The following is a 23,745-nucleotide window of genomic DNA, read 5'->3' as shown; positions in this document are numbered from 1 at the left end:
CCCTGCCTTGTGTTGCATGTGCAAAACAGTCTTTTACCCCCTCGAATAGATCTCTGCTTTACCTGAACTTTCACTCCTTTTGTGCTATCACAAAAGAGGAGCTGATATTCACAAGATCATCACTCCATACACTCTCTATATAAAAATAGATACTCGTTTTCCAACAGCAAAAATCATGCGGAGGATCCCGACATGTTGCAACAGATGGAAAACGCAGGGCTCAGCGATCTGCACATCGGGCTGGATCCTGCCAGTGGCATGCGCGCCATCATTGCCATTCATTCCACCACACTTGGCCCCGCCATTGGCGGCTGCCGCTTCATCCATTACGATCAGGAAGAGGATGCCATTACCGACGCCCTGCGCCTGGCCAGAGGGATGACTTATAAAGCTGCTCTGGCCGGATTGCCCCACGGGGGTGGTAAGGCCGTGTTGATAAAGCCACAGGATGCGTTCAATCGATCCGAACTGATGTCTGCATTCGGACGCTTCATCCATACCCTCAAGGGACGCTATATCACTGCCATGGACAGTGGCACAGAAGTGTCCGACATGGACATCATTGCCAGCGAAACCCCCTATGCCAGCTGTACCAGCGCCAGCGGCGATCCCTCTCCCCACACTGCACTGGGCGTTTTTGAAGGCATCCAGGCAGCCGTGCGCTTCACTCTCGGCAAAGATGATCTCAGAGGTATCCATGTTGCCCTGCAAGGGCTGGGGCATGTCGGGTTCGAACTGGCTGCCAGACTGCATGCTGCGGGCGCCCGGCTTACCGTCACTGATATTGATCACGGCAAGGTGGACAGCTGCGTGCGCTCATTCAGCGCCGATGCGGTCAGTGCCGAGGCGATCTATGGCGTCAGTTGTGACCTCTTCTGCCCCTGTGGCCTGGGCGCGGTGCTGAATCCCGAAACCATCTCTCGATTAAAGTGCAAAATGGTGGCCGGGAGCGCCAATAACCAGCTCAGCCAAGACAGTGACGGTGATCTCCTGCATGGTCGCGACATACTCTATGCACCTGACTATGTGATCAATGCCGGCGGGCTGATCCATGTCGCCATGAACCATTCACAGGCTGACAAAATTGCCATTCGCAACAAGGTACTGACCATCGGGCAGACTCTCAACGAGCTGTTTACGCGCGCCGCTGCGGCACAGTTGCCGGTACACCGTATTGCCAACCAACAGGCTGAAGCAATATTGAAAAAGGGTAATACACGGCCATCTTTCAGCTGTGATACAGCCTGACACGGAGGAGCGATCATGAGTGAACTTGTCTATCGAGGAGAGATTCAGCTGACCCGCTATCTGGCTGATGACGGTACACCTTCAGGCCCCCTGCCCGACTGGGCACAGGGACCCGATCCACTGACCGGTTATTACCGCCAGATGGTACTGGCGCGACAGTTCGATACCAAGGCAATTGCCCTGCAACGCACCGGACAGCTGGGTACCTACGCCTCACTGCTGGGTGCCGAGGCGATTGATGTCGTCACCGCCTGCCTGATGCAGCCCAGCGATGTGCTGGTGCCCTACTACCGCAACCATATCATGCAGGTGATACGTGGCGCCGAGATGCACGAAGTGCTGCTCTACTGGGGCGGTGATGAACGCGGTAATGCCTGCCCCGGCATGAATCAGGATCTGCCTAACTGTGTCCCTATCGCCACGCAATGCCTGCATGCCTGTGGGGTTGCCAGTGCTATCAAAATACGGGATGAGAAGCGTGCCGTTCTCACCATGATCGGTGATGGTGGCACCTCTAAAGGCGACTTTATGGAAGCGATCAATGTCGCCGGTGCCTGGCAGCTACCGGTCGTGTTTCTGGTCAACAACAACCAGTGGGCGATATCGGTTCCGCGATCCAGACAGACCTGTGCCCAGACACTGGCCCAGAAAGCACTGGGTGCCGGTATTCGCGGTGAACAGGTGGATGGTAATGATGCCATCGCACTGCACGAAGTGATTTCACGCGCGCTCGAACAGGCACGTCAGGGTAAGGGACCAACACTGATTGAGGCACTGAGCTATCGTCTGTCGGACCATACCACTGCCGATGATGCCACGCGCTATCGCGAGCAGAGCGAGCTCAAGGCTGCCTGGGAAAAAGAACCGGTACAGCGCCTGCGCAACTATCTGCATCAATGCGGTCACTGGGATGAGAGCCGCGAACAGGCCTTGCTTGAGGAGACCAAAGCAACAGTGCAGTCGGCGGTTGAACAGTACCTGGCCACTCCCTCCCAACCGGTGGATGATCTGTTCGATTACCTCTATGAGGAGTGCCCGCCGGGACTGGCAGAGCAACGCGAGCAGGCACGAGCGAAAATGACCGGAGGTGAGCATCATGAGTAATGCCATCACGATGATAGAAGCCGTCAACCTGGCCCTGGCAAGAGCTATGACCGATGACCCGGATGTGATCCTGCTGGGTGAAGATATCGCCACCAACGGTGGTGTATTTCGAGCGACTGTGGGCCTGCTGGAGCAGTTCGGCGAACGCCGCGTCATCGATACACCACTGGCCGAAACCATGATTGGCGGTCTGGCGGTAGGGATGTCCACTCAGGGCTTGCGACCGGTAGCCGAGATCCAGTTCATGGGCTTTATCCTTCCAGCACTGGATCATCTGATTGCCCATGCCGCGCGCATGCGCAACCGCACACGTGGTCGCCTGCACTGCCCACTGGTGCTGCGCGCACCCTTCGGCGGCGGCATACGTGCACCGGAGCATCACTCTGAAAGCACAGAAACCTTAATGGCTCATATTCCGGGGTTGCGTGTAGTGATTCCCTCCTCTCCCGCGCGCGCCTATGGCCTGCTGCTGGCAGCGATTCGATGTAATGACCCGGTGGTGTTCCTTGAACCCAAGCGCATCTATCGTGCCAGCAAAACACTGGTTGAAGACAATGGTCAGGCCCTGCCTCTGGACACCTGTTTTACCCTGCGTGAAGGGGGTGATATCACCCTGATCTGTTGGGGGGCTGTGGTGCAGGAAACGCTTGAAGCCGCCACCCGACTAGCCGACAAGGGGATAAGCTGTGAGGTGATTGATGTCGCAACCCTGAACCCGATCGATCACGATACGCTGCTGGCTTCTGTCAGTCGTACCGGGCGCTGCGTCATCATTCATGAAGCCCCGCGCCATGGTGGCATGGGGGCCGAGATCGCTGCGACCCTGGCGGAAAAGGCACTGTTATCGCTGCAGGCTCCGATCCGACGCGTGACCGGTTACGACGCCGTCATGCCCTACTATCGCAATGAGCAGATCTACCTCCCCAGCGTCGAGGACATTATCAGTGCTGTTGAACAAACCATGGAGTTCGTCTGATGAAATATTTCAAGCTGCCCGATCTGGGCGAAGGCCTGCCAGAGGCAGAGATCATCGAGTGGCATGTCAAGGAAGGCGACGAAGTCAAAACCGATCAGATACTGGTTGTCGTTGAAACTGCCAAGGCGATCATTGAAGTACCCTCGCCCTGCGATGGCACGATTTCGCACCTTTTTGGTGCAGAGGGCGACACCATCCATACCGGTGAACCTCTGGTTGAGTTTGTCGACAGTGGTGACAGTGACAGCGGCACGGTGGTCGGCGAACTGAAGCGCTCCAACACCCCTGATTCACAGGAGGAGAACTTCATCATAGGTTCGGCACATGGTTCACAGCCAACCCGCGGCAATGGCCAGATCCGAGCAACTCCTGCAGTAAGAGCACTGGCTCAGCGGCTGGGAGTTTCTCTGAACACTCTGCGCGGAACCGGTAGCGGCAACAGTATCACGCCGGAAGATGTCGAACGGGCAGCAGAACGGGACAAAACCCTCGGAGCCCCGGAACTCCTGCGTGGTGTGCGTAAACAGATGGCCCGAACCATGGCCCAGGCACACGCCGAAGTGGTTGCGGTGACACTGTGCGAAGATGCCGATATTGACCACTGGCCGCAGGGCACCGATATCAATATGCGACTGGTACAGGCGATTGCTGCCGCCTGCAAGGAGGAGCCAGCCCTGAATGCCTGGTTCGATGGCCAACAACTGGCCAGACGTATGAATGAAAAAATCGATCTGGGTGTAGCTGTGGACACAGAGGCCGGTCTGTTTGTACCGGTGCTGCGTAATATAGGTGAACGCACCCCGGAGGATCTGCGTGAGGGGTTGGATCGACTGCGCGCTGATGTGCGTGCCCGATCCATTCCACCTCAGGAGATGCAGGGCGCAACCATTACGCTGAGTAACTTCGGCACCATCTGTGGGCGCTATGCCAGCCCGATCGTGGTACCACCTCAGGTGGCCATTATCGGTGCCGGGGTGATCCGCCAGCAGGCGATGGTGGTACAGGAAGAGATCGTACCGCGCCGGATCATGCCTTTGTCGCTGACCTTCGATCACCGGGCTGCCACCGGAGGAGAAGCGGCACGATTCATGCAAGCTCTGATAAGAACTTTAGAGGAGCATAATTAGCAAAAATTAATGCAAATTCAGCAGCCAAGTGTCAGGAATTGTCTAAACTGAAGTTGTAATGGAGAAGAACGTATCAACCATTTCGGCGTCTAATCAACTGGACGCAAAGTAACTCGAAACGCGCCAATGGACTACACTGAAAGCAAGGGGACGTTCATCCATGACTTTCAACCTAACTACCTGAGTTTTTTACCATTCACTGGCCGCGCATGAAGTACAGGAAGGTGAGCAATGAGTATATTTGAGCATTACAAAGCACGTTATACCGCAATTCAGCAGGAGGAGATGTCTCTTCATGAGTACCTGAATATGTGTAAGAACGAGCCTATTGCTTATGCCAATGCAGCAGAAAGGATGCTGTCCGCCATAGGTGAGCCCGAGGTGGTTGATACCGCGCGGGACCCAAGACTCAGCCGCATATTCTCGAACAAGGTGATCAAGCGGTATCCTGCTTTCTCCGAGTTCTACGGTATGGAAGATGCCATCGAAAACATGGTGTCCTACTATCGTCATGCGGCACAGGGACTGGAGGAGAAAAAACAGATCCTCTATCTGCTGGGCCCAGTTGGCGGCGGTAAGTCATCACTCGCTGAGCGCCTCAAACACCTGATGGAGCGCATCCCTTTCTATGCCATAAAGGACTCACCTGTTTTCGAATCCCCGCTTGGGCTGTTCAATCCTGAAGAGGATGCAGACATTCTGGAGCAGGAATACGGTATTCCGCGCCGCTACCTGCGCGGCATCATGTCACCCTGGGCGGCCAAGCGAATGCACGAATTCGGCGGTGATATCAGCCAGTTCCGGGTCGTGAAGCTCTATCCTTCAATTCTGAATCAGGTCGCCATAGCCAAAACCGAGCCGGGTGATGAGAACAACCAGGATATCTCCAGCCTGGTCGGTAAGGTGGATATCCGCAAACTCGAAGAGTACCCGCAGCATGATCCGGATGCCTACAGCTTCTCCGGTGCCCTGTGCCGTGCAAACCAGGGGATGATGGAGTTCGTGGAGATGTTCAAGGCACCGATCAAGGTGCTGCATCCGCTGCTGACGGCGACTCAGGAGGGCAACTACAACAGCACCGAAGGGATGGGCGCAATCCCCTTTGACGGTATCATTCTGGCGCACTCGAACGAGTCCGAATGGCAGACCTTCAAGAACAACAAAACCAACGAAGCCTTTATCGACCGTGTCTATATCGTCAAGGTACCTTATTGCACACGCGTCACCGAAGAGATTCATATCTACGAAAAACTGCTGGAGAACAGCTCGCTCAAGGCGGCGCCCTGCGCTCCGGATACTCTGAGCATGCTGGCTCAGTTCACCGTGTTGTCACGTCTGAAACTGCCGGAAAACTCCAGTGTTTACTCAAAGATGCGTATCTACGATGGCGAGAACCTGAAGGATACCGATCCCAAGGCCAAGTCGCAGCAGGAGTACAAGGATTCTGCAGGCGTAAACGAAGGCATGGACGGTCTTTCAACCCGCTTTGCCTTCAAGATACTGTCCAAGGTATTCAACTTCGACGCTGTTGAGGTCGCCGCCAACCCGGTGCATCTGCTGTATGTGCTGGAGCGAGAGATCACCCAGCAGCAGTTCCCGCAGGAGACTCAGGAGCGTTATCTGGGCTTCCTGAAAGAGTTCATCGCTCCCAAGTATATCGAGTACCTTGGCAAGGAGATCCAGACCGCCTATCTCGAATCCTATTCAGAGTATGGCCAGAATATCTTCGATCGCTATGTGACTTATGCCGACTTCTGGATTCAGGATCAGGAGTATCGCGATCCCGAAACCGGCGACATACTCGATCGTCAGTCGATCAACGAAGAGCTGGAGAAAATCGAAAAACCGGCGGGTATCAGCAATCCGAAAGATTTCCGCCACGAGATTGTCAACTTCGTACTGCGTGCCCGGGCCAACAATAACGGCAAGAACCCGCCCTGGAACAGTTATGAGAAGATGAGATCTGTGATCGAGAAAAAAATGTTCGCCAATACCGAAGATCTGCTGCCGGTTATCTCCTTCAATGCGAAGGCCTCTTCAGAAGATCAGAAGAAACATGGCGAGTTCGTCAAACGCATGATCGAACGTGGCTACACAGAAAAACAGGTCAGATTACTCTCAGAGTGGTATATCCGGGTCCGCAAGTCTCAGTAGCTATCCTGTCAACCAACCTTAATCCAGGGTGAGTCCCTGCCGGGCTCACCAGCAAGTGGAGCAGGCGTGAATGAGCTACATAATTGACAGACGACTGAACGCAAAAAAGAAAAGCACCGTGAATCGGCAGCGCTTTCTGCGCCGGTACAAGGAGCATATCAAGCGCGCCGTTGAGGACGCGATTCATGACCGTTCCATCATCGATATGGAGCGGGGCAGCGAGGTGTCCATCCCCAGCCGGGATATATCAGAACCGGTGTTTCACCACGGCAACGGCGGTGTTCGCCAGCGCGTATTTCCGGGCAATAAAGAGTTTGTCGAAGGTGACGAGATTCGTCGCCCATCCGGTGGTGGAGGCGGCGGAAGTGGTCAGGGCAAGGCCAGTAATCAGGGCGAAGGGGAAGATGAGTTTACCTTCAACATCAGTCAGGAAGAGTTTCTGGACTTCATGTTTGAAGATCTCGAGCTACCCTATCTGGTGCGCAAAAAACTGAAGGACGCCACCCAGTTTGAAACTCGCCGTGCTGGATTCAGCAGCCACGGCTCTCCGGAAAAACTGCATATCGTCCGTTCACTCAGGGCGGCCCATGCGCGCCGCATCGCACTCGCGGGCAAAGGTGAGAGCCGCAAAGAGATCCGCGCACTGCGTAAAGAGCTCTGGGTGCTCGAAGCCAAACCTATCTCGGATGAAACCCGGCTGAAAATGGCAGAGCTGCGAGAACAGATTCAGAAACTGGAGAAAAGTGCCAAACGCCTCCCGTTCATTGACGACTTTGACCTGCGCTACAACAACCTGGTCAAGGTGCCGGTACCCTCCAGCAAGGCGGTGATGTTCTGTCTGATGGACGTGTCAGGTTCCATGACCCAGAGCGTCAAGGATATGGCCAAGCGCTTCTTCATACTGCTGTATCTGTTTCTGCAGCGAAACTATAAACAGATAGAGGTGGTGTTCGTGCGCCACCACACCCATGCCAAGGAGGTGGATGAACAGGAGTTTTTCTACTCCCGCGAAACCGGCGGCACTATTGTGTCCAGCGCCCTCAACCTGAGCGCCGACATCATTGATGCCCGCTACTCGCCAGCCGAATGGAATATCTATGTGGCACAGGCCTCAGATGGTGATAACTGGGACGGCGACTCGGCCAACTGCCGCCAACTGCTGAGCAAACGCATCCTGCCGAAAACGCAATACTACGCCTATGTCGAGATTACCAGCGGCCCACAGCAGAACCTCTGGTATGAGTATGAACAGGTCAGGGCTGAGTACCCCGATCAGTTTGCCATGCAACAGATAAGGGAAGCGTCTGATATCTATCCGGTGTTCCGCAAGTTGTTTGAGAAGCGCACGGAGAATGTGGCATGAAGAAAAAGAAGCAGCCTATTTCGACCGGCTCTGAGTGGACCTTTGAGCTGATCGAAACCTACGACCGTGAAATTGCCCGTGTCGCCCGTGACTTCGGGCTGGATACCTATCCGAACCAGATTGAGGTGATCACCTCCGAACAGATGATGGATGCCTATGCGTCTATCGGCATGCCCTTAAACTACAACCACTGGTCCTTCGGCAAACAGTTTGTCGATACCGAACAGAACTATCGCCGCGGCCGTATGGGGCTCGCCTATGAGATAGTGATCAACTCAGATCCCTGCATCGCCTATCTGATGGAGGAGAACACCATGACCATGCAGGCGCTGGTGATTGCGCATGCCTGCTATGGCCATAACTCTTTCTTCAAGGGCAACTACCTGTTCAGGACCTGGACGGATGCATCGGCTATCATTGATTACCTGCTGTTTGCCCGCAACTATATCCGCCAGTGCGAGGAGCGCTACGGCGTTGACGAAGTGGAGGAGATTCTCGATTCCTGCCATGCGCTGATGAACTATGGCGTGAATCGCTATAAGCGTCCGCAGCCTCTGACCGCTGCCGAGGAAAAGGAGCGTCAGCGCCAGCGTGAAGAGTATATCCAGCGCCATCTGAACCAGCTCTGGCAGACCATTCCTCGCCGTGAAGAGAGTGGAGATATTGAAGCGCAGCGCTTTCCCAGCGAACCGGAGGAGAACATCCTCTATTTCATCGAAAAAAATGCCCCGCTGCTGGAGTCCTGGCAGCGTGAAGTGATCCGCATCGTGCGCAAGCTTGCACAGTATTTTTATCCACAGAAACAGACTCAGGTAATGAACGAAGGCTGGGCCTGCTTCTGGCACTACACCCTGCTGCATCAGCTTTATGATGAAGGGTTGGTGACCGATGGCTTCATGATGGAGTTTCTGCATTCGCACAGCAGCGTCGTGTATCAACCTCCCTTTGACAGCCCCTGGTTCAGTGGCATCAACCCCTACACACTAGGCTACAACATGATGCAGGACATTCGCCGCATCTGTGAAAAGCCCACTGATGAGGATCGCGAATGGTTCCCCGATATCGCTGGCAGTGACTGGAAGGTAACGCTCGATCAGGCGATGCGAAACTTCAAGGACGAGAGCTTTATTCAACAGTTTCTGTCACCCAGGCTGATTCGTGAGCTGAAACTCTTCACCCTGGTCGATAATGCTGAGCATCCCAACCTGAAAGTGTCATCAATCCATAATGAGATGGGCTACAAACGCATTCGGGAGGATATGGCTGCCAACTACAACCTGGGCAATCGCGAACCCAACATTCAGGTCTATAACGTTAACGTGCGTGGGGATCGCTCACTCACGTTGCGCCATTTCATGCACAACAGCCAACCTCTGGGGGAGTCCACCGAAGAGGTGCTGAAACATCTCCACCGCCTCTGGGGCTTCGATATTCATCTGGAATCAGTACAACCTGACGGCACAGTCGCCAAACGCTATGAGTGCCCTAAATCAAATGCACTTGAGGTGATCTGAACAGTCTGACTATACTGGACTGAACTCGCAGGATGGCTGCACTTACTCAGCACGTTTACTCAGCACGTTTGCTCAGCAAGAGCACCAGCCTGCATTTTCATAGGCCGTATTGTTTTTTACCCTCAGATGGAGAGCTCAGATGGATTGCCTGTTCTGTAAGATCGTTAATCAAGAGATACCTGCCAATATCCTGTATCAGGATGACAAGGTACTCGCCTTCATGGATATCAACCCTCAGGCCCCCTTCCATGCCTTGGTTATCCCGCGCCTGCACATATCCACACTGAACGATATGACGGATGAGCACAGTGAACTCGTCGGCCATATGATCAAAACTGCCGCACATCTGGCAAAAGAGCAGGGATTTGCCGAAGACGGTTACCGCACAGTATTCAACTGCAACCCGCATGGCGGTCAGACGGTTTACCATATCCATCTGCACCTGCTTGGTGGTAAACCGATGGGCTGGCCTCCGTATCAGGAAACGCTGAAAGTACCTGTCTGACTTTCCGGATCGATAGGACTTGCTGCACTGCAGCATATCAAGGTAGTCTAATACAGATAGCCAATACAGTTACTGTGTGATTAATCAGTCTGGAGACGACCCTGATATGGATAAGTTTGCCCCTTCCCTGCCTGAGCAGCCACCTGCGCATGATCAACTGGAGTTTTTTATCGAACAGGCCAGAAAAGCAGGCCCGGTCAGAACCGCCGTGGTCCATCCCGTTGATAAAAACAGCTTGCTGGGCGCGATAGAGGCCGCAGAGTTGGGACTGATTGAGCCCCTGCTGGTGGGCCCTGAGCATAAAATCAGGGCAGCTGCCGATATTGAAGGGGTCGATCTCTCTCCCTATCAGATCATCTCCACCGAGCATAGCCATATGGCTGCCGAACGCGCCTGTGAACTGGTCCGTGCAGCCGAAGTGGAGGCGATGATGAAAGGCAGCCTCGGCACATCAGAGCTGCTGGCAGCGATTATTCACAAAACCAAGGGCATCAGAACCGAGCGCCGCCTGAGTCATGTCTGGGTATTTGATATTCCCAATTATCACAAGCCTCTGGTGATCACCGATGCAGCCATCAACGTTGCGCCGGATCTGCTTACCAAACGCGATATTCTTCAGAACGCGATCAACTTCTGCCATGCGTTGGGCAACCCGATGCCCAAGGTGGCAATACTCGCCGCAGTCGAGAAAGTTAAGCCCGGCATGCAGAGCACTATCGATGCAGCCTGCCTGTGCAAAATGGCTGATCGAGGCCAACTCACAGGCGCCATCATTGATGGCCCACTGGCATTTGATAATGCCATCTCGTTGCAGGCGGCACTGGACAAGCATATCGACTCACCCGTATCCGGTGAGGCAGATATTCTGCTGGCACCTGATCTTGAGTCAGCCAACATGATCGCCAAGCAGCTGATCTATCTGGCCGGGGCCAAGTCTGCCGGTCTTGCCGTCGGTGCCAAAGTACCGATCATCCTCACCAGCCGCGCCGAAGGCACCCTCGGACGACTGGCGTCCTGCGCTATGGCATCACATATGGTTCATCATCCTGAGCAGATCTCATGAAGAGTATCCTGACCGTCAATGGCGGCTCCTCCAGCCTGAAGTGTGGTCTCTACCGCATCGGCGAAGATGATCAACTGAGCGTGAGTTGCATCATCAAACTCGGCAACCTGCTGGGTCATCCGGTGCAGGTACAGATCCAGAACGACAAGCATGAGCGGCAGAAGTTAACGCTCGACCTCAGCGAGACGGGAGCCGAACAGCGCCATCAGGCAGCGCTCGGCTGGGTGCTTAAGTGGATTGAGCAGAACCTGCCGGAGCATCAACTGATCGCCACCGGTCATCGCATCGTACATGGCGGGGATCGCTTCAGCGCCCCGACCCATATCGACGACGATGTGATGAGCCAGTTACTGCAGTTCATTCCATTGGCTCCACTGCATCAGCCTTACAACCTGAAACTGATTGATGCCTGCCGTGATCTGGCCCCAGAGCTTCCCGTGGTAGGCTGTTTCGACACCATGTTTCACAGTAAGCAACCTGAGCTGGAGCGCCTTTATGCGATTCCACGGCAGATGACCGAAGCCGGTATTCATAAATATGGTTTTCATGGCCTCTCTTATGAATATATCCAGCGCCAACTGGTCAAGGCAGGCAGTGGCGATCTCAATACCATTGTGTGTCATCTGGGTGCCGGTGCCAGCATGTGTGCGATCCGTGATGGTCACTCCATCGCTTCCAGCATGGGCTTCACAGCCGTTGAAGGACTGCCGATGGGCAGCCGCAGCGGTAATATCGATCCAGGTGTTCTGCTTTATCTGATGCGTGAATATGGGATGGATGCCGATGCGCTGGAATCTTTCTTGTATAAAGAGTGTGGCTGGCAGGGTGTTTCGGGTGGAATCAGCTCGGAGATGCTCGCCCTGCATGCGGCGAAGCACCCACATGCTGAAGAAGCGATCGATCTTTTCTGCTACCGCGTCGCCCTGGAATCCGGCCGACTGGCTGCAGCCCTCGGGGGTGTTCAGCAGGTGGTGTTCACTGGTGGTGTCGGTGAAAACGATGCTGACGTTCGTGCACGTATCATTGCACGCTACGGCTGGCTGGGCGCGAAACTGGACGAACAGGCCAACCAGCAGAATCAGCCGACTATCAGCACACCCGACTCAGCCCTGCTGCTGCGCGTGATGCCAACCGATGAAGAGCGCATGATTGCACAGCAGACGGTTGAGCAACTGAAAAAAATACCCACATGAAGTGGGTATTTTTTATGCTTCAACATTACTAACTGATCGTTATTTGCGCAGTGCGCGCAGCATCCAGGCAGTTTTCTCATGTACGCGCATCCGGTCGGAAACCAGCGCTGAGGTAGACTCATCATCAGCCCCCTGCGCAACCTTCAGTACTGCCCGACAGGTTTTCACAACCTGCTCATGGCCTTTAGTCAGGTAATCCACCATATTTTCTGCCGATGGAACACCTTCCACCTCTTCGATTGAGGTCAGCGCGGCCAGTGATTTATAAGTACCTGGCGCGGCAACATCCAGTGTGCGGATACGTTCTGCAACCTCATCCACTGCAAGTGCCAACTCGGTGTAGTGCTCCTCGAACATCAGGTGCAGCTCACGAAATGAGGGGCCTGTGACGTTCCAGTGGAAATTGTGTGTCTGCAGATACAGCGTGTAAGAATCTGCCAGGAGCTTTTTCAAACCTTCAGCAATTTCCTGACGGTCACTTTCACGAATACCGATATCAATAGTGGTCATACATCCTCCACGAATCCATTTGAGTTGTTCATCAATCACTTGCCTCTATCTTAATCAGTACTTCTTAATATAGCTATTGACTTGCATCAATGCTAACTATAGACAAAAACTATTGAAGATAGACTTATGATTGAAAATGAATTCAACCCGCAAGATCTTATACTGACTGTCGATTACAACCATAGTTTCATCTATCTGAAAAACTCAGGCTTTACTGCTCAGTATCAGTGAGATACCAAATCCGACAAAAACTCCACCGGTTACACGATGAAAAGTCCGCAGCACATTCTCTTTCATCAGGTGTTTTCTCACCCCCTGAGCGGCAAGCGCATAGAAACACAAGGCTGAAAATGAGCAAAGTGCAAAGGTCAGTGCAAGAAGAATGAATTGCGGCAAAACTGCCTGATCAAGATTGATGAACTGAGGAAAAAGTGCCGTATAGAAGGCGACAGCCTTGGGGTTGCTGACACCCACGGTATAAGCTTCCAGCCATAGCTTTGCATTGCTTTTAGTCAGCGCGTGTGGAGCTGCTTTATCCCCGCTCCCCATCTGCGCACGCGAATTCCAGGCTTTAACACCCAGGTAGATCAGATAGAGGCCACCTATTATCTTGATCGTCATGAACAGTGTTTCTGAGGCCAGGATCACGGCCCCCAGGCCGATTGCGGAAAGAGTAGCCAGAGTCATCATGGCTGAAAGGTTACCCATAATGGCTACCAGCGCTTTGGGCACACCGTAGCTGGTCGAGTTTTTGATTGCCAGTACCACTGCTGGGCCTGGTGAGAAGGTAGTTGCCAGACAGATTCCCAAAAATATGATGTAGTCCATACTGTATCCTTAATCCTATGAGTCTTTAATCCTGTATGTCTTTATTTCAGTCGATGCTTCATCAATAGAAACTTTTTCGAGAAAGCCCCGACCACCTCCTGTGGCCGGGGCCTTTTCTAAGCCAAGGGCTCTCCACCCGGTTTACACGGGCTGATAACCTTTTCAGCCTTCACAGCCTTGTTCTTTCCGGATACCGGTGCAGCAGTGATTGTCATGGCTGGCGAGTCTGTTACCGGATTGATCGGTTTCAGGTCTCCACGCTCCCAGTGCAGTCCAATATCTTTGAGCATACGCTGGTCGTAGTGCTTCAAGGAAGCATGCAGTTTCCGCTTGGCATAATAGGCCTGAACACCGCGCAGAAGTTGGTTGATAGTACGTTTAATAGCCATTGTACGAGTCTCCTTGTTAAGGGAGGCCGGAACCTGGCGCAGACGTTGCTATCGAAAAGAGGATAACTGAGCCGCGACAGGTGTCGCGGCCAATGTTCAGTTCAACTCAGAATCATGGCACACGACAACGACAATGCTCGCATTGCGTTAATCGAAACGCATCGCGGCATGTTTTGTGTTGTGACGTGATTCAGCCAGTTCATGAGGAACTCATCAGTTTAAAGTGTTGAAAATCGTTGATCGCCGCACTTTATGATGCGACGTCCTTGTTTTTAACCAATATTCTGGATAGCGTCAACCTTTATTTTCATATCCTTATAACTCATATCAATAAGAGACACTCAGTGTTCCAGAAACGCCGCCAAGCGAACATCCGCACCCAGGACTGCTATCACCCCTCGCTCTGGATGGCGTACCGGGACGCTGACGGTAAAGCAGTACTCATCAGTAGCCACTGAACGATAGACAGGACTGACATAGGGACAACTCTTGTCCAGTGCTTCGCGGAACCATTTTCGATCCGACCAGTTGCGCCCTTTTCCAGTGCCTTCGTAGTTAACAACCACCCACTCCGGATGAATGTTCGTACTGATCTGCCGCCCCTGCGGATCAACCAGATATAACAACTCAAACCGCTTGCCACTACGCGCCAATGCTGAACGGAGTGTCATCTCAATGCGTTGCTCATCCTGCAGATTGGTCAGACCTGCATCAGCCGCCAGCGCTTCAACGTCGAAACGAGCCGCGCCATGCAGATCCAGCTGATACACACCTAGCGCTTCCAGCAGCAGATCACCGTGCTGACGGACACTCTTGCTGCCAGACCCCAGCAGGGAAGCAGACTCAAGCAGATGACGTGCAGCATCGGCAATGCCCTGCACATCCTGGGTTGCGCTGCTGATCGCACTGCCGATCTGTGTGGTACCGGCTGCTACCTGTCGACTGCAGTCTTCAAGTTTGGTCATATCCTCGCGGGTCTGTTTCAGCAGCCCCCTGACCTCTTCTATCCCAGTCCAACCAGTCTCCACTCGCTCACTGACCGCTTCTCCTCCCCGTGACAGCTCCGTCACCTCGTCACGTATCAAACCAATACGACTATCCACCTCTTCCGTCGCATTCATTGTCCGGTAAGCGAGCGCTCGCACCTCATCAGCCACCACAGAAAATCCACGCCCCGCCTCTCCAGCACGCGCTGCCTCGATGGCTGCATTCAGGGCCAGCAGATTGGTCTGCCGTGAGATATCAGCAATCATTTCTACCAGCCGCTGCATCTCCTCAGCCTGTTTATCCACCTTCTGGATACGTGTCTGCAAGTCTGCCATTTCAGCGCGCATGGTGGTCATCACCTCACCAACCGACTGCCCCTTGGCATCACATTGCGCCACCTGCCGACTCGCCCCTGAAGCCAGTTGATGCATAGTCTCGGCGGCTGGCCCAAGCTCGCGAACGACAGTCACACTGATCTGCTCACTGGCACTGGCAAGCTGAGTCGACGCTTCGCTAAGTCGCGCACCCTCATGCTCTGCTGTCTGCGCCGAACCGGCGAGTAGCGGTGCCTGACCGGCAATGGCGATAGCATGACGCAACCCTTCGGTGAAGGAATCATGCAGGCGTGCAGAGAGTTGATCAAAGGCTTTCGCAGCCGGGTAGTTAACACCACTGCGCAGACTGAGGTCGGCCGTATCGGCAGTTGACTGAAGATGCTGCATAAACTGATGGCGGGCGCGCGAGGTGGAAGTGATATGTAGCTTCATGTGTCGGATCCCTGCAAAGTAAGATATCAGACATCATGCAATCTAAGGGCCAGATGAGTGATGACGCTCAAATGACAGACTGGCGCAGTTTTGCAAATCGCAAATATATTCTGTTAGCCGTAAGTTGCACCAAATAGAGGCATACTAAATTAAACATGACTCATATTCGGTGCAACTCATATTCGGTGCAAGATCCTCAGCCTCAAGAATCTTGACTTACATGCCGCTCCAGGCGTGTTTGGTCAGGGCTTTTTCGATCAGTTGCTCGGTGTGCAGATGGGCTGGTCGATTTTTCAGGCCATCCCAGTATTCGACAAACTCCGGGCGCTTATCCATGGTGCCAAACTCCATACCCCAGCCAATGTGAGAGCCGACATAGATATCAGCGGCACTGAAGCGATCTCCTGCTATAAATTGACGCCCGCGCACTGCAGTTGCGAGTGTGTCCAGTACGGTCTCGATCCGCCCACACCCCAGTTGCATCTCCTGTTCCGGGTTCAGTTCCACCTTACACAGGCTGAGGCCGCCAGCTGCTTCAAGAGGGCCGGCAGCAAAAAACAACCAGCGATAATAGGCTCCACGGTCATGCAGTTCAGGGGCAAGGCCTGCCGCTGGGAAGGTGTCGGCCAGATAGGCGCAGATGGCTGCTGCTTCGGTCACGATCACGTCACCATGACGAATAGCCGGCACCTTACCCATCGGGTTGATCGCCAGAAATTCAGGAGCTTTCATCGATTGACCATACTCAAGGTATTCCAGACGATAAGGTACGCCAAGCTCCTCCAGCATCCACAGAACGATTCCGCCACGTGAGTAGGGGTGGGTGTAAAGAATGATTTCCTGTTCCATGCGTTTCTCCATGTTGTTGTTTGCGACGGAGAGATCATAATCCCTGATGCTGACAGATTGTGGCAGTAGCGTTTTCTCAGCTGGTGGAGCCAGTATCGCCTTGCCTTCGCTAGTCGACTGCTTTGATGGTTGCCCTGATGTATGCCATGATAAGAGATCCGCAGATGAGCGAACATCAGGCCCCAAAGACGCCAGCCACTCCTTGCGCAGATCATGGCGTCGACGCGGATAATGCTCGCCCAGCAAAGTAGCCGATTCAATTCGATCCAGCCGGAACTGACGATAGTCCTGCCGCAGCTCACACCAGGCCGCAAGCATGCGCATCGACTCAAAATATCCCAGCGCAAACGGCCAGATAGTGCGTGCAGAATGGCTGCCGGAGCGATCCCGGTAACGGATGCTGATCTTGCACTCCTCCCTGATCGCCCTGCGCAACTGTGTCAGCTCCACAGACAGCGGCCGTACAAACCCGCTCCCGACAATCAGCGATGAGTCCTCCAGTTTGTATGACAGCTCCGGCGGCAACACTGCCCCAACCTTGGCCAGCACATCGGTCGCAGCAGATGCCAGTTCATGATCGGCGCGCCGCTCCACCCACTTCAGCCCCAGTGCCAGCGCCTCCACCTCCTCGGCAGAGAACATCAAGGGTGGCAACATGAAGCCGGGGCTGAGCACGTAACCCAGCCCCGGCTCGCCATCGATATGTGCACCGATCGCCTTGAGATCGGCAATATCACGATACAACGTGCGCAGCGAGACTCCCAACTCCTGTGCCAAGGTCTTTCCGCTCACCGGCTTACGATGACGGCGCAGTACCTGCATCAAATCAAATAGACGGGTGGTTCTAGACATCAAAAGCGTGTCCCGGATGAATTAAACCGGCATAGCTTACACCAGTGAGACAGGCCATTTCACGGTGCCAGGTTGCAAGATCCTCCTTGCGGAACTGATTCAGTGCATCATGCCCACAGGCACGCGCCATAACCTGCATCAGGCTCACAGAAGCCTCGAAGAAGTTCTTCAACTGATTAGCGGACTGCTCAACATTCAGCCTCTGTCGAAGATCCGCTTTCTGAGTGGCGATCCCTGCCGGGCAATTATTGGTATTGCATATTCTGGCCGCCACACAACCAATCGATTGCATCGCACTGTTGGCCAGTGCTATACCGTCCGCGCCCAGAGCCATCGCTTTGACGAAGTCGATCGGTACTCTCAGCCCACCCGTAATGATCAGCGTCACTCGGCCACTGGCACCCTGCTGATCCAGATAATGACGCGCCCGTGCCAAGGCCGGTATGGTCGGCACACTGATGTGATTGCGGAACATCTCCGGCGCCGCACCGGTACCGCCGCCACGCCCATCCAGAATGATGTAGTCTGCACTCGCATCCAGGGCAAACTGAATATCGCGCTCAATATGATTGGCGCTGAGTTTGAAACCCACCGGGATCCCACCACTTATCTCCCTGACATGCTCAGCAAAACGTCTGAAATCCTCCACCGAGTGAAGGTCTTTGAAGGCCGGTGGTGAAACGGCTGGCGTACCCTCCGGCAACCCCCTCACTTGCGAGATCTTGCCGACATTTTTACTCGCCGGGAGGTGACCTCCTGTTCCTGTTTTCGCGCCCTGCCCACCTTTGAAATGAAAACACTGAACCTTCTCGAGCAACGCTTCGGCATAGCCAAACTTCGCGCTCGCAAGCTCATAAAAATAGCGTGAATTTGCCGCCTGCTCCTCCGCGAGCATCCCCCCTTCCCCTGAGCAGATACCAGTGCCAGCCAGCTCGGCCCCGCGCGCCAGTGCTACCTTCGCCTCCTCAGACAACGCACCAAAACTCATGTCTGATACCAACAGCGGAATTTTCAGCGTCAGCGGTTTTCTGGCTTCGGGGCCAATCACCAGCTCAGTCGCCACCTCAGTATCCTCCATCAGTGGCTGAGTGGCCATCTGCGCCACCATCAACTGCAGATCATCCCAGTGCGGTAACTGGTGGCGTGGCACGCCCATTGCCACCATAGGGCCATGGTGGCCTATCTTGGTAAGCCCTTCACGAGCCAGTTGATGGATAAACTCAACTGTAGGCTCCTCCGCGGTTTGCTTCGCAACCGGCGCAGCGTCTTTACTGGCAGTGGGACCCGGTCCCTCCTTGCCAACCTGCTCGGTACTGAACTGCTTATGTGTACCATCACAATAGGGCGCATTGGCCGTATGCTTGCAGCGGCACAACCAGGCGTCGCCTCCCTCGGCTACAAAAGGTTTCGGTTTGAGGTCCGTGCTGGCATGAGAGCCATCACAAAAGGGCTGCTTTCCGGAACGCCCACAGACACAGAAGTAATACTCCTCTCCCTTGTTCAGCGACACTTTTATTGGCTTGTTATCGGCTATGACTGGCTTGCTCATCCCTACCCCTCCTGGCAAATTAAGGTAACGAAGCCTGAGTACTCAGGCCTTTATAATCCATTTAACATAGCACTGATCTGGCAGAGTCACATCCGGCTGATCGGTTGAAACATCCGACGGTATTGACTGGGTGACAGGCCAGTACGGCGCTTGAACAAGCGGCGGAAAAAGGAAGCATCTTCATACCCGGCCTCACTGCTGATCTCATCCACCGGCAGCGATGTGGTTTCCAGTAACTGTTTCGCCTGTTCGATGCGGATATTCTGTAAGCGCTCTATCAGCGTTGTACCGGTGGCGGCCTTGAAACGTCGTTTCAGCGTGCGCTCCGGTATTGCAGCCTGCTGTACAGCCTTTTCCAGCGCATCCGCTTCACGGAAATGATCACTCAGCCAGGCCTCACAGCTTTTAACAACGGCATCCGCATGCGGGCTGCGCCTGACCAGAGTTGCAAAGGGTAATTGCCCTTCGTCATGCCATTTGAGCAGATAGACTTTGGCGATACGCAGCGCCTCGCCGGGGCTGGCATGGCGTGCAATGATATGCAGCGCCAGATCATGCCAGGAGGTGGTACCTCCGGCTGTCACGATACGGCCGGCCGGATCGGCAAATGCCAGATTGGTTTCGGGGCGAAATCTCACCTTGGGGTAACACTGCCGGAACAGATTCTCGTAGCCCCAGTGGGAAGTTGCCTCACAGCCATCCAGCAAGCCGGTTTCTGCCAGCATCAGGGCACCGGAACAGGCGGAGTAAAGCGTAGCACCCGCTCGATAACGCCGACGCACCCACTCGATCAGGGCAGTATAGCGACCACTGATCTGTTCATCCGGCCCCAGCCAGATCTCGGGCAGGATAATGATCTCGGCAGATGGATCATCCTCAACTGACAGATCAGGCATCACCGGAATAGCATGGCCGCAGCGAAACGGCTCACGCGATGGCGAAACAATCAGCGGCTCAAACAGGCGTGACGCTGGCTCGGTTCCTACCAGCGTTTGCCAGATATTACCGGCAGCAGCGAGCACGTCGATCATCCCATACAGGGCTGATCCGGCGGTTTCCGGCACAGCCACTATCAATACCTGAAGTGCGGGTTTGGTTTGCTTTGTCATCTTCTGTCTGCTCAGGTGAAAATAGTGGCGCAAATGAACCGATTCTGACAAAAATCCATCTTAGCGAAGATCTTCTTAACGCCTATTCTAGCACTACGTCGCCACACTGCACTGTCGCAACGCGACGCAATCCATTGCTATCCAAGAGGAGATTTTACATGAACACAATGAACACCCAGACACCCACCATCCGTAACGGCGTGAACGTCACCGCGCTGTTTGACACCATCGAGGCCGTCAAGGGCAACCAGGCAATCGCCCAGTTCAAATTCCGTGCTGGCAACCGCTGGATAGGAGGCGATCACAACCATACCACCGTAAAGGGCTTCTATGGTGCCTGTGAAGAGATGCAGCATGCACAGACCTTCGAAATGGACAATGGAGAACCGGCTGTGCTGCTTGGTGCCGATGAGTACCCAAATCCGGTTGAGTTTGTGCTGCATGCCCTGATCGGCTGCCTGACCACTACGATGGTGTATCACGCGGCGGCACGTGGCATCACCATCGACGGGATCGAGTCGGAGCTGGAAGGCGATCTGGATCTGCGCGGTTTCCTTGGTCTGTCGGATGAGGTGCGCAAGGGGTTCCATAATGTACGCGTTACCATGCGCGTGAAGTCCACCGCTTCGGCGGCTGCCCTGCGCGAACTGGCCAAATACTCACCCGTGTACGATATCGTGTCCAACTCACTGCCGGTTGAGGTCAGGGTTGAAACCTGCTGATATTGCTCGCTGAGATCCAGATCGGATCTCGGAATGAAGTGTTGGGGTCGCAAGACCCCGACCCTAGTTCCGATTATGCCACCAGCCGTGCCACGCTCCGGTACGACGAGGACCTGATGAATTCGCTGCTCCCAGGTCAGTTCGATTTTCTGGATCTCTGCACTGCTTATCGCTCTACGTGATGCTTCCACGATAGCTCCGAAGCGCCCGTCCGGCCAGATTTCGTCAGGATGCCGACCGATGACTTCGTCAACACTGCTCAATTCAAGCGCACGTAACAAGTTGTTATTGAGGTACAGAATGCGCTGTTCAAGATCATAGCGGATGATCGAATCCGGTGAACTTTCTGCCAGACTACGATATTCCAGTTCGCGCTGTGTAAGGATCCTTTCCATGTGCTTACGTTCGGTGATGTCCCGGCCGACCACAAACATCTCTCGCATGTAGCCATCCCGATCTCGCTCAGACAAGAAGCGCACATGCATATTTCGCAACCCGATAGTACGGCATTCTAACAGCAGTTCAGCTTCTCCCTCATTGACCCACCGCTGCCGCCCATCAGCATCTGATGGAAAAACCCGGGGTCAGGCATCATAGGCCGTTCGAGCACCGTTCTGCCCAGAATCTCACCAAAATCGTGCCCCGTCAGCCGTACCCATGCCGGGTTGGCGTAACGGCGGCGCCCTTCCAAATCGTAACGGACAATAACATCAGGCGAGTTTTCAACCAGCGCACGGAACATGTCATCGGTGTTATCATTCATCGTCTAACCCGTGCATCCCGGCGATAGCTGGATCAAGGAAACCCCCACCGCCTGCCACATGACTGCTCAAAACTCGCACACTTCCGCTCGCTCAAAATCAGGAATACAGTCATGGCACGTAGATCATCAACTTCATCCAAGCTGGTTGATAACTTGAGGTGGCAAGATGCTCCGCTATGGTGTTCAAACTCACCCACCAACCATTGCAAGGCCTGTACGATACCCATATCAAGTGCGGTAGGCCGAAGGCTGGAGGTTACTGTACGCACAGTGCGGATGGCTTGATTTGTAAGTTCGAGCAAACCTGTCACTTTTGCTTCAAAAGCCTGATGTTCACGACCAAACGCCATCCTGAACGTCGATATTCCAAGCTTGAGCGCAGTCAACACCTGGCCCAACTCATCATGCAACTCGCGAGCAATGTGACGCCGCTCATCATTGCGATCGGACTCGCGCTGCTCCAACTCGATATTCATCCGGAGAATATCCTCTTCCGCCCGGATCCACTCGCTGATATCGCGCGACAACACAAGAAAACGGGATTTATCCGGCGCACCCCCGGCCGTTTGGATACTGAGAGTTCAAACCAGCCAGACCCTGAGGGAAGATCGATCATTACCCTGTTCCGAAGGATATAGCATCCGCACTTTCCTCAGCCTCTGCCATTGCGTTCATCACAATCATTGCCGCTTCGGGTGCCAAGGCTTCGTCGATATGCATGGGCATGCTGATGAAATCAAGCTGACAATATTCGTTTCGAACCCACTCATGTAAGCATAAGACTACCCGCTTGTCATACAAAAACGCATTAAAATCAATAAGTACTTATATACAGATAGCACACGGATCGTAGACCATAGCAGTATGAAGTAGGCTGCGATCATGGTAGTTGCCTCGTACACCTAACGCGTGGATGTAAGCAGGAACATGTAAGCTGAGATGAATAACAAGCAGATTTTGAAAACAGCGGGTAGTACAAAGGCCCTGGCACCAATCAACATCTGGATTATTATTGCAACTCTGTCTATCGCAGTCATGGGCGCTCTATCTGTTCTCATGGTTGGTGGTTCAGGTCCGGTACAATTGGCATTCGCTGCTGCATTACTGGGAGCAGGTGGGATAATGGCTTTATGGGCCAGGCGTCAATGCACGAAAATCTGCGACAGATATAGAGCCGAACTACACCAACTGTTTGATCAGGAACGCGAACTGGCACAAGTAAGTCGCGAAAACGCCCTGGATCAGTTATGTGTTAGCGTACTGCCTGTCTGGTCAGGACAAATAGAGATCGCTCGAGCCCACACGGAAGGCTCCGTTACAGAGCTAGCCAACCGTTTTTCTGAGCTCGCACAGCGAATTGAAGAGACCACTGCGGCATCACAAACCTCCGATAGAGCAGGGCTGGTTAGTCTACTCCACGACAGTCAGATGGAACTGAATACCGTCACCGCATCACTGCGTGCAGCACTGGACGAAAAGGAAAAGCTGCTGCATGAAATCAGTGAGTTGGCCAACAGCACTGATGAGTTGAAGAAGATGGCTGACAGCGTTGCCGCTATCGCTGGACAAACCAACCTGCTGGCACTGAATGCCGCTATTGAGGCTGCACGTGCTGGTGAAGCGGGTCGCGGATTTGCCGTTGTGGCGGATGAGGTTCGAGCGTTATCAATATTATCGGGAAATACAGGCAAACGCATCGGCAATACCGTTGCCGCTGTCAATAACGCTATTGCCAGCACCCTCGAAATGTCCAGCCAATTTGCGGAACGTGATGGCGTCATGTTGACTGAGTCTGAAGGCTTGATCAGCGGTATTCTGGAGCGTTTCCAGACAGTCACTGACGATCTGGCTGATTCGACCGAGACGTTGCGCCATGAGAGCCAAGCCGTCGGCTCACAGATTGGCGAGGTGCTTGTTTCCTTGCAATTCCAGGACCGCGTCAGCCAGATCATGACCCATGTCAACCAGGACATGAACAAGCTCCAACTCGAACTCACCGGACGCAAAGACACGATAAATGCAGACCTCCAGTCTGAATCTTTCGATGTCGAGAAATGGTTGACCGATTTCGCCAGCACCTACACCACACCGGAACAGCATGCCCTGCATGGTGACGAGCAACAAAGTTTTTCCGACGACACAGAAATCACCTTCTTTTAAGAGCAGGAACAAC

21 protein-coding genes and 1 pseudogene are annotated in these 23,745 nt (G+C 53.9%); 12 read left to right on the top strand and 10 right to left on the bottom strand.

What is annotated here, in order from left to right:
* Positions 1-192: 192 nt before the first annotated feature.
* The 10 genes from ACK3CJ_RS04475 (at position 193) to ACK3CJ_RS04430 (ending at position 12,247) form a co-directional block, all read left to right on the top strand.
* Positions 193-1,248, top strand: a complete 1,056-nt coding sequence (locus tag ACK3CJ_RS04475; protein ID WP_409525224.1) for a Leu/Phe/Val dehydrogenase — start codon at positions 193-195, stop codon at positions 1,246-1,248.
* A gap of 15 nt (positions 1,249-1,263) precedes the next feature.
* On the top strand, positions 1,264-2,352 hold the full coding sequence (gene pdhA / locus ACK3CJ_RS04470; RefSeq protein WP_409525223.1) for a pyruvate dehydrogenase (acetyl-transferring) E1 component subunit alpha: 1,089 nt from the start codon (positions 1,264-1,266) through the stop codon (positions 2,350-2,352).
* On the top strand, positions 2,345-3,328 hold the full coding sequence (locus tag ACK3CJ_RS04465) for an alpha-ketoacid dehydrogenase subunit beta (RefSeq protein WP_409525222.1): 984 nt from the start codon (positions 2,345-2,347) through the stop codon (positions 3,326-3,328). Before pdhA ends, ACK3CJ_RS04465 begins: the two co-directional genes overlap by 8 nt.
* Positions 3,328-4,455, top strand: coding sequence for a dihydrolipoamide acetyltransferase family protein (locus tag ACK3CJ_RS04460; RefSeq protein WP_409525221.1), 1,128 nt, complete (start codon positions 3,328-3,330; stop codon positions 4,453-4,455). The genes ACK3CJ_RS04465 and ACK3CJ_RS04460 overlap by 1 nt, the downstream gene beginning before the upstream one ends.
* Positions 4,456-4,686: 231 nt before the next feature.
* Entirely contained in the window at positions 4,687-6,609 is a 1,923-nt protein-coding gene (locus ACK3CJ_RS04455; RefSeq protein ID WP_409525220.1) for a PrkA family serine protein kinase, read from the top strand.
* Between the two features lie 70 nt (positions 6,610-6,679).
* The gene (locus ACK3CJ_RS04450; protein WP_409525219.1) at positions 6,680-7,972 is read left to right on the top strand and encodes a YeaH/YhbH family protein; all 1,293 of its coding nucleotides are present in this window, start codon (positions 6,680-6,682) and stop codon (positions 7,970-7,972) included.
* On the top strand, positions 7,969-9,486 hold the full coding sequence (locus tag ACK3CJ_RS04445) for a SpoVR family protein (protein ID WP_409525218.1): 1,518 nt from the start codon (positions 7,969-7,971) through the stop codon (positions 9,484-9,486). Before ACK3CJ_RS04450 ends, ACK3CJ_RS04445 begins: the two co-directional genes overlap by 4 nt.
* Positions 9,487-9,625: 139 nt before the next feature.
* Positions 9,626-9,991 carry a histidine triad nucleotide-binding protein gene (locus tag ACK3CJ_RS04440; protein WP_409525217.1) on the top strand — a complete coding sequence of 122 codons (366 nt, stop codon included), beginning with the start codon at positions 9,626-9,628 and terminating at the stop codon, positions 9,989-9,991.
* A 106-nt stretch (positions 9,992-10,097) separates the two neighbouring features.
* On the top strand, positions 10,098-11,054 hold the full coding sequence (locus ACK3CJ_RS04435; RefSeq protein ID WP_409525216.1) for a bifunctional enoyl-CoA hydratase/phosphate acetyltransferase: 957 nt from the start codon (positions 10,098-10,100) through the stop codon (positions 11,052-11,054).
* Positions 11,051-12,247, top strand: coding sequence for an acetate/propionate family kinase (locus ACK3CJ_RS04430; protein ID WP_409525215.1), 1,197 nt, complete (start codon positions 11,051-11,053; stop codon positions 12,245-12,247). Before ACK3CJ_RS04435 ends, ACK3CJ_RS04430 begins: the two co-directional genes overlap by 4 nt.
* 39 nt (positions 12,248-12,286) lie before the next feature.
* On the opposite strand, the gene ACK3CJ_RS04425 is transcribed toward ACK3CJ_RS04430, so the two are convergent.
* The 7 genes from ACK3CJ_RS04425 to ACK3CJ_RS04395 form a co-directional block, all read right to left on the bottom strand.
* Positions 12,287-12,757, bottom strand: a complete 471-nt coding sequence (locus ACK3CJ_RS04425; protein ID WP_409525214.1) for a Dps family protein — start codon at positions 12,755-12,757, stop codon at positions 12,287-12,289.
* Between the two features lie 204 nt (positions 12,758-12,961).
* Entirely contained in the window at positions 12,962-13,585 is a 624-nt protein-coding gene (locus ACK3CJ_RS04420; RefSeq protein ID WP_409525213.1) for a LysE family translocator, read from the bottom strand.
* A 116-nt stretch (positions 13,586-13,701) separates the two neighbouring features.
* Positions 13,702-13,974 carry a hypothetical protein gene (locus tag ACK3CJ_RS04415; RefSeq protein WP_409525212.1) on the bottom strand — a complete coding sequence of 91 codons (273 nt, stop codon included), beginning with the start codon at positions 13,972-13,974 and terminating at the stop codon, positions 13,702-13,704.
* A gap of 341 nt (positions 13,975-14,315) precedes the next feature.
* Positions 14,316-15,728: a methyl-accepting chemotaxis protein gene (locus ACK3CJ_RS04410; protein ID WP_409525211.1), complete on the bottom strand. Its 1,413-nt coding sequence runs from the start codon at positions 15,726-15,728 to the stop codon at positions 14,316-14,318.
* A 216-nt stretch (positions 15,729-15,944) separates the two neighbouring features.
* On the bottom strand, positions 15,945-17,429 hold the full coding sequence (locus tag ACK3CJ_RS04405) for an HTH domain-containing protein (protein WP_409525210.1): 1,485 nt from the start codon (positions 17,427-17,429) through the stop codon (positions 15,945-15,947).
* On the bottom strand, positions 17,422-18,978 hold the full coding sequence (locus tag ACK3CJ_RS04400) for a glutamate synthase-related protein (RefSeq protein ID WP_409525209.1): 1,557 nt from the start codon (positions 18,976-18,978) through the stop codon (positions 17,422-17,424). The genes ACK3CJ_RS04405 and ACK3CJ_RS04400 overlap by 8 nt, the downstream gene beginning before the upstream one ends.
* Positions 18,979-19,064: 86 nt before the next feature.
* Positions 19,065-20,087, bottom strand: coding sequence for a GlxA family transcriptional regulator (locus tag ACK3CJ_RS04395; RefSeq protein WP_409525208.1), 1,023 nt, complete (start codon positions 20,085-20,087; stop codon positions 19,065-19,067).
* 158 nt (positions 20,088-20,245) lie between these two features.
* On the opposite strand from ACK3CJ_RS04395, the gene ACK3CJ_RS04390 reads away from it, so the two are divergent.
* A complete protein-coding gene (locus ACK3CJ_RS04390; RefSeq protein ID WP_409525207.1) occupies positions 20,246-20,809 on the top strand; it encodes an OsmC family protein in 564 nt (187 codons plus the stop codon).
* Between the two features lie 125 nt (positions 20,810-20,934).
* Here ACK3CJ_RS04390 and ACK3CJ_RS04385 read toward each other — a convergent pair.
* From ACK3CJ_RS04385 to ACK3CJ_RS04375, 3 genes and pseudogenes are all read right to left on the bottom strand, one after another.
* Positions 20,935-21,204: pseudogene (locus tag ACK3CJ_RS04385) on the bottom strand (PAS domain-containing protein); the annotation flags it as partial.
* Between the two features lie 116 nt (positions 21,205-21,320).
* A complete protein-coding gene (locus ACK3CJ_RS04380; protein ID WP_409525206.1) occupies positions 21,321-21,572 on the bottom strand; it encodes a PAS domain S-box protein in 252 nt (83 codons plus the stop codon).
* 32 nt (positions 21,573-21,604) lie between these two features.
* Complete coding sequence (locus ACK3CJ_RS04375) at positions 21,605-22,048, bottom strand: sensor histidine kinase (RefSeq protein ID WP_409525204.1); 444 nt, start codon at positions 22,046-22,048, stop codon at positions 21,605-21,607.
* A gap of 463 nt (positions 22,049-22,511) precedes the next feature.
* Between ACK3CJ_RS04375 and ACK3CJ_RS04370 the strand changes: the two genes are divergently transcribed.
* Positions 22,512-23,732 carry a methyl-accepting chemotaxis protein gene (locus ACK3CJ_RS04370; protein ID WP_409525203.1) on the top strand — a complete coding sequence of 407 codons (1,221 nt, stop codon included), beginning with the start codon at positions 22,512-22,514 and terminating at the stop codon, positions 23,730-23,732.
* The last annotated feature ends 13 nt before the right edge of the window (positions 23,733-23,745 follow it).

It is taken from the genome of Nitrincola salilacus, assembly GCF_046271865.1.
GTDB classification, from domain to species: Bacteria; Pseudomonadota; Gammaproteobacteria; order Pseudomonadales; family Balneatricaceae; genus Nitrincola; species Nitrincola salilacus.
This window is presented reverse-complemented; position numbering and strand designations above follow the sequence as displayed.

Coding starts and splice junctions, on each gene's coding strand:
- ACK3CJ_RS04435 (WP_409525216.1), top strand. CDS start 10,098: ATGGATAAGTTTGCCCCTTCCCTGCCTGAGCAGCCACCTGCGCATGAT.
- ACK3CJ_RS04390 (WP_409525207.1), top strand. CDS start 20,246: ATGAACACAATGAACACCCAGACACCCACCATCCGTAACGGCGTGAAC.
- ACK3CJ_RS04420 (WP_409525213.1), bottom strand. CDS start 13,585: ATGGACTACATCATATTTTTGGGAATCTGTCTGGCAACTACCTTCTCA.
- ACK3CJ_RS04430 (WP_409525215.1), top strand. CDS start 11,051: ATGAAGAGTATCCTGACCGTCAATGGCGGCTCCTCCAGCCTGAAGTGT.
- ACK3CJ_RS04400 (WP_409525209.1), bottom strand. CDS start 18,978: ATGAGCAAGCCAGTCATAGCCGATAACAAGCCAATAAAAGTGTCGCTG.
- ACK3CJ_RS04380 (WP_409525206.1), bottom strand. CDS start 21,572: ATGAATGATAACACCGATGACATGTTCCGTGCGCTGGTTGAAAACTCG.
- ACK3CJ_RS04450 (WP_409525219.1), top strand. CDS start 6,680: ATGAGCTACATAATTGACAGACGACTGAACGCAAAAAAGAAAAGCACC.
- ACK3CJ_RS04460 (WP_409525221.1), top strand. CDS start 3,328: ATGAAATATTTCAAGCTGCCCGATCTGGGCGAAGGCCTGCCAGAGGCA.
- ACK3CJ_RS04405 (WP_409525210.1), bottom strand. CDS start 17,429: ATGTCTAGAACCACCCGTCTATTTGATTTGATGCAGGTACTGCGCCGT.
- ACK3CJ_RS04415 (WP_409525212.1), bottom strand. CDS start 13,974: ATGGCTATTAAACGTACTATCAACCAACTTCTGCGCGGTGTTCAGGCC.
- ACK3CJ_RS04370 (WP_409525203.1), top strand. CDS start 22,512: ATGAATAACAAGCAGATTTTGAAAACAGCGGGTAGTACAAAGGCCCTG.
- ACK3CJ_RS04445 (WP_409525218.1), top strand. CDS start 7,969: ATGAAGAAAAAGAAGCAGCCTATTTCGACCGGCTCTGAGTGGACCTTT.
- ACK3CJ_RS04465 (WP_409525222.1), top strand. CDS start 2,345: ATGAGTAATGCCATCACGATGATAGAAGCCGTCAACCTGGCCCTGGCA.
- ACK3CJ_RS04440 (WP_409525217.1), top strand. CDS start 9,626: ATGGATTGCCTGTTCTGTAAGATCGTTAATCAAGAGATACCTGCCAAT.
- ACK3CJ_RS04425 (WP_409525214.1), bottom strand. CDS start 12,757: ATGACCACTATTGATATCGGTATTCGTGAAAGTGACCGTCAGGAAATT.
- pdhA (WP_409525223.1), top strand. CDS start 1,264: ATGAGTGAACTTGTCTATCGAGGAGAGATTCAGCTGACCCGCTATCTG.
- ACK3CJ_RS04475 (WP_409525224.1), top strand. CDS start 193: ATGTTGCAACAGATGGAAAACGCAGGGCTCAGCGATCTGCACATCGGG.
- ACK3CJ_RS04395 (WP_409525208.1), bottom strand. CDS start 20,087: ATGACAAAGCAAACCAAACCCGCACTTCAGGTATTGATAGTGGCTGTG.
- ACK3CJ_RS04375 (WP_409525204.1), bottom strand. CDS start 22,048: ATGAATATCGAGTTGGAGCAGCGCGAGTCCGATCGCAATGATGAGCGG.
- ACK3CJ_RS04410 (WP_409525211.1), bottom strand. CDS start 15,728: ATGAAGCTACATATCACTTCCACCTCGCGCGCCCGCCATCAGTTTATG.
- ACK3CJ_RS04455 (WP_409525220.1), top strand. CDS start 4,687: ATGAGTATATTTGAGCATTACAAAGCACGTTATACCGCAATTCAGCAG.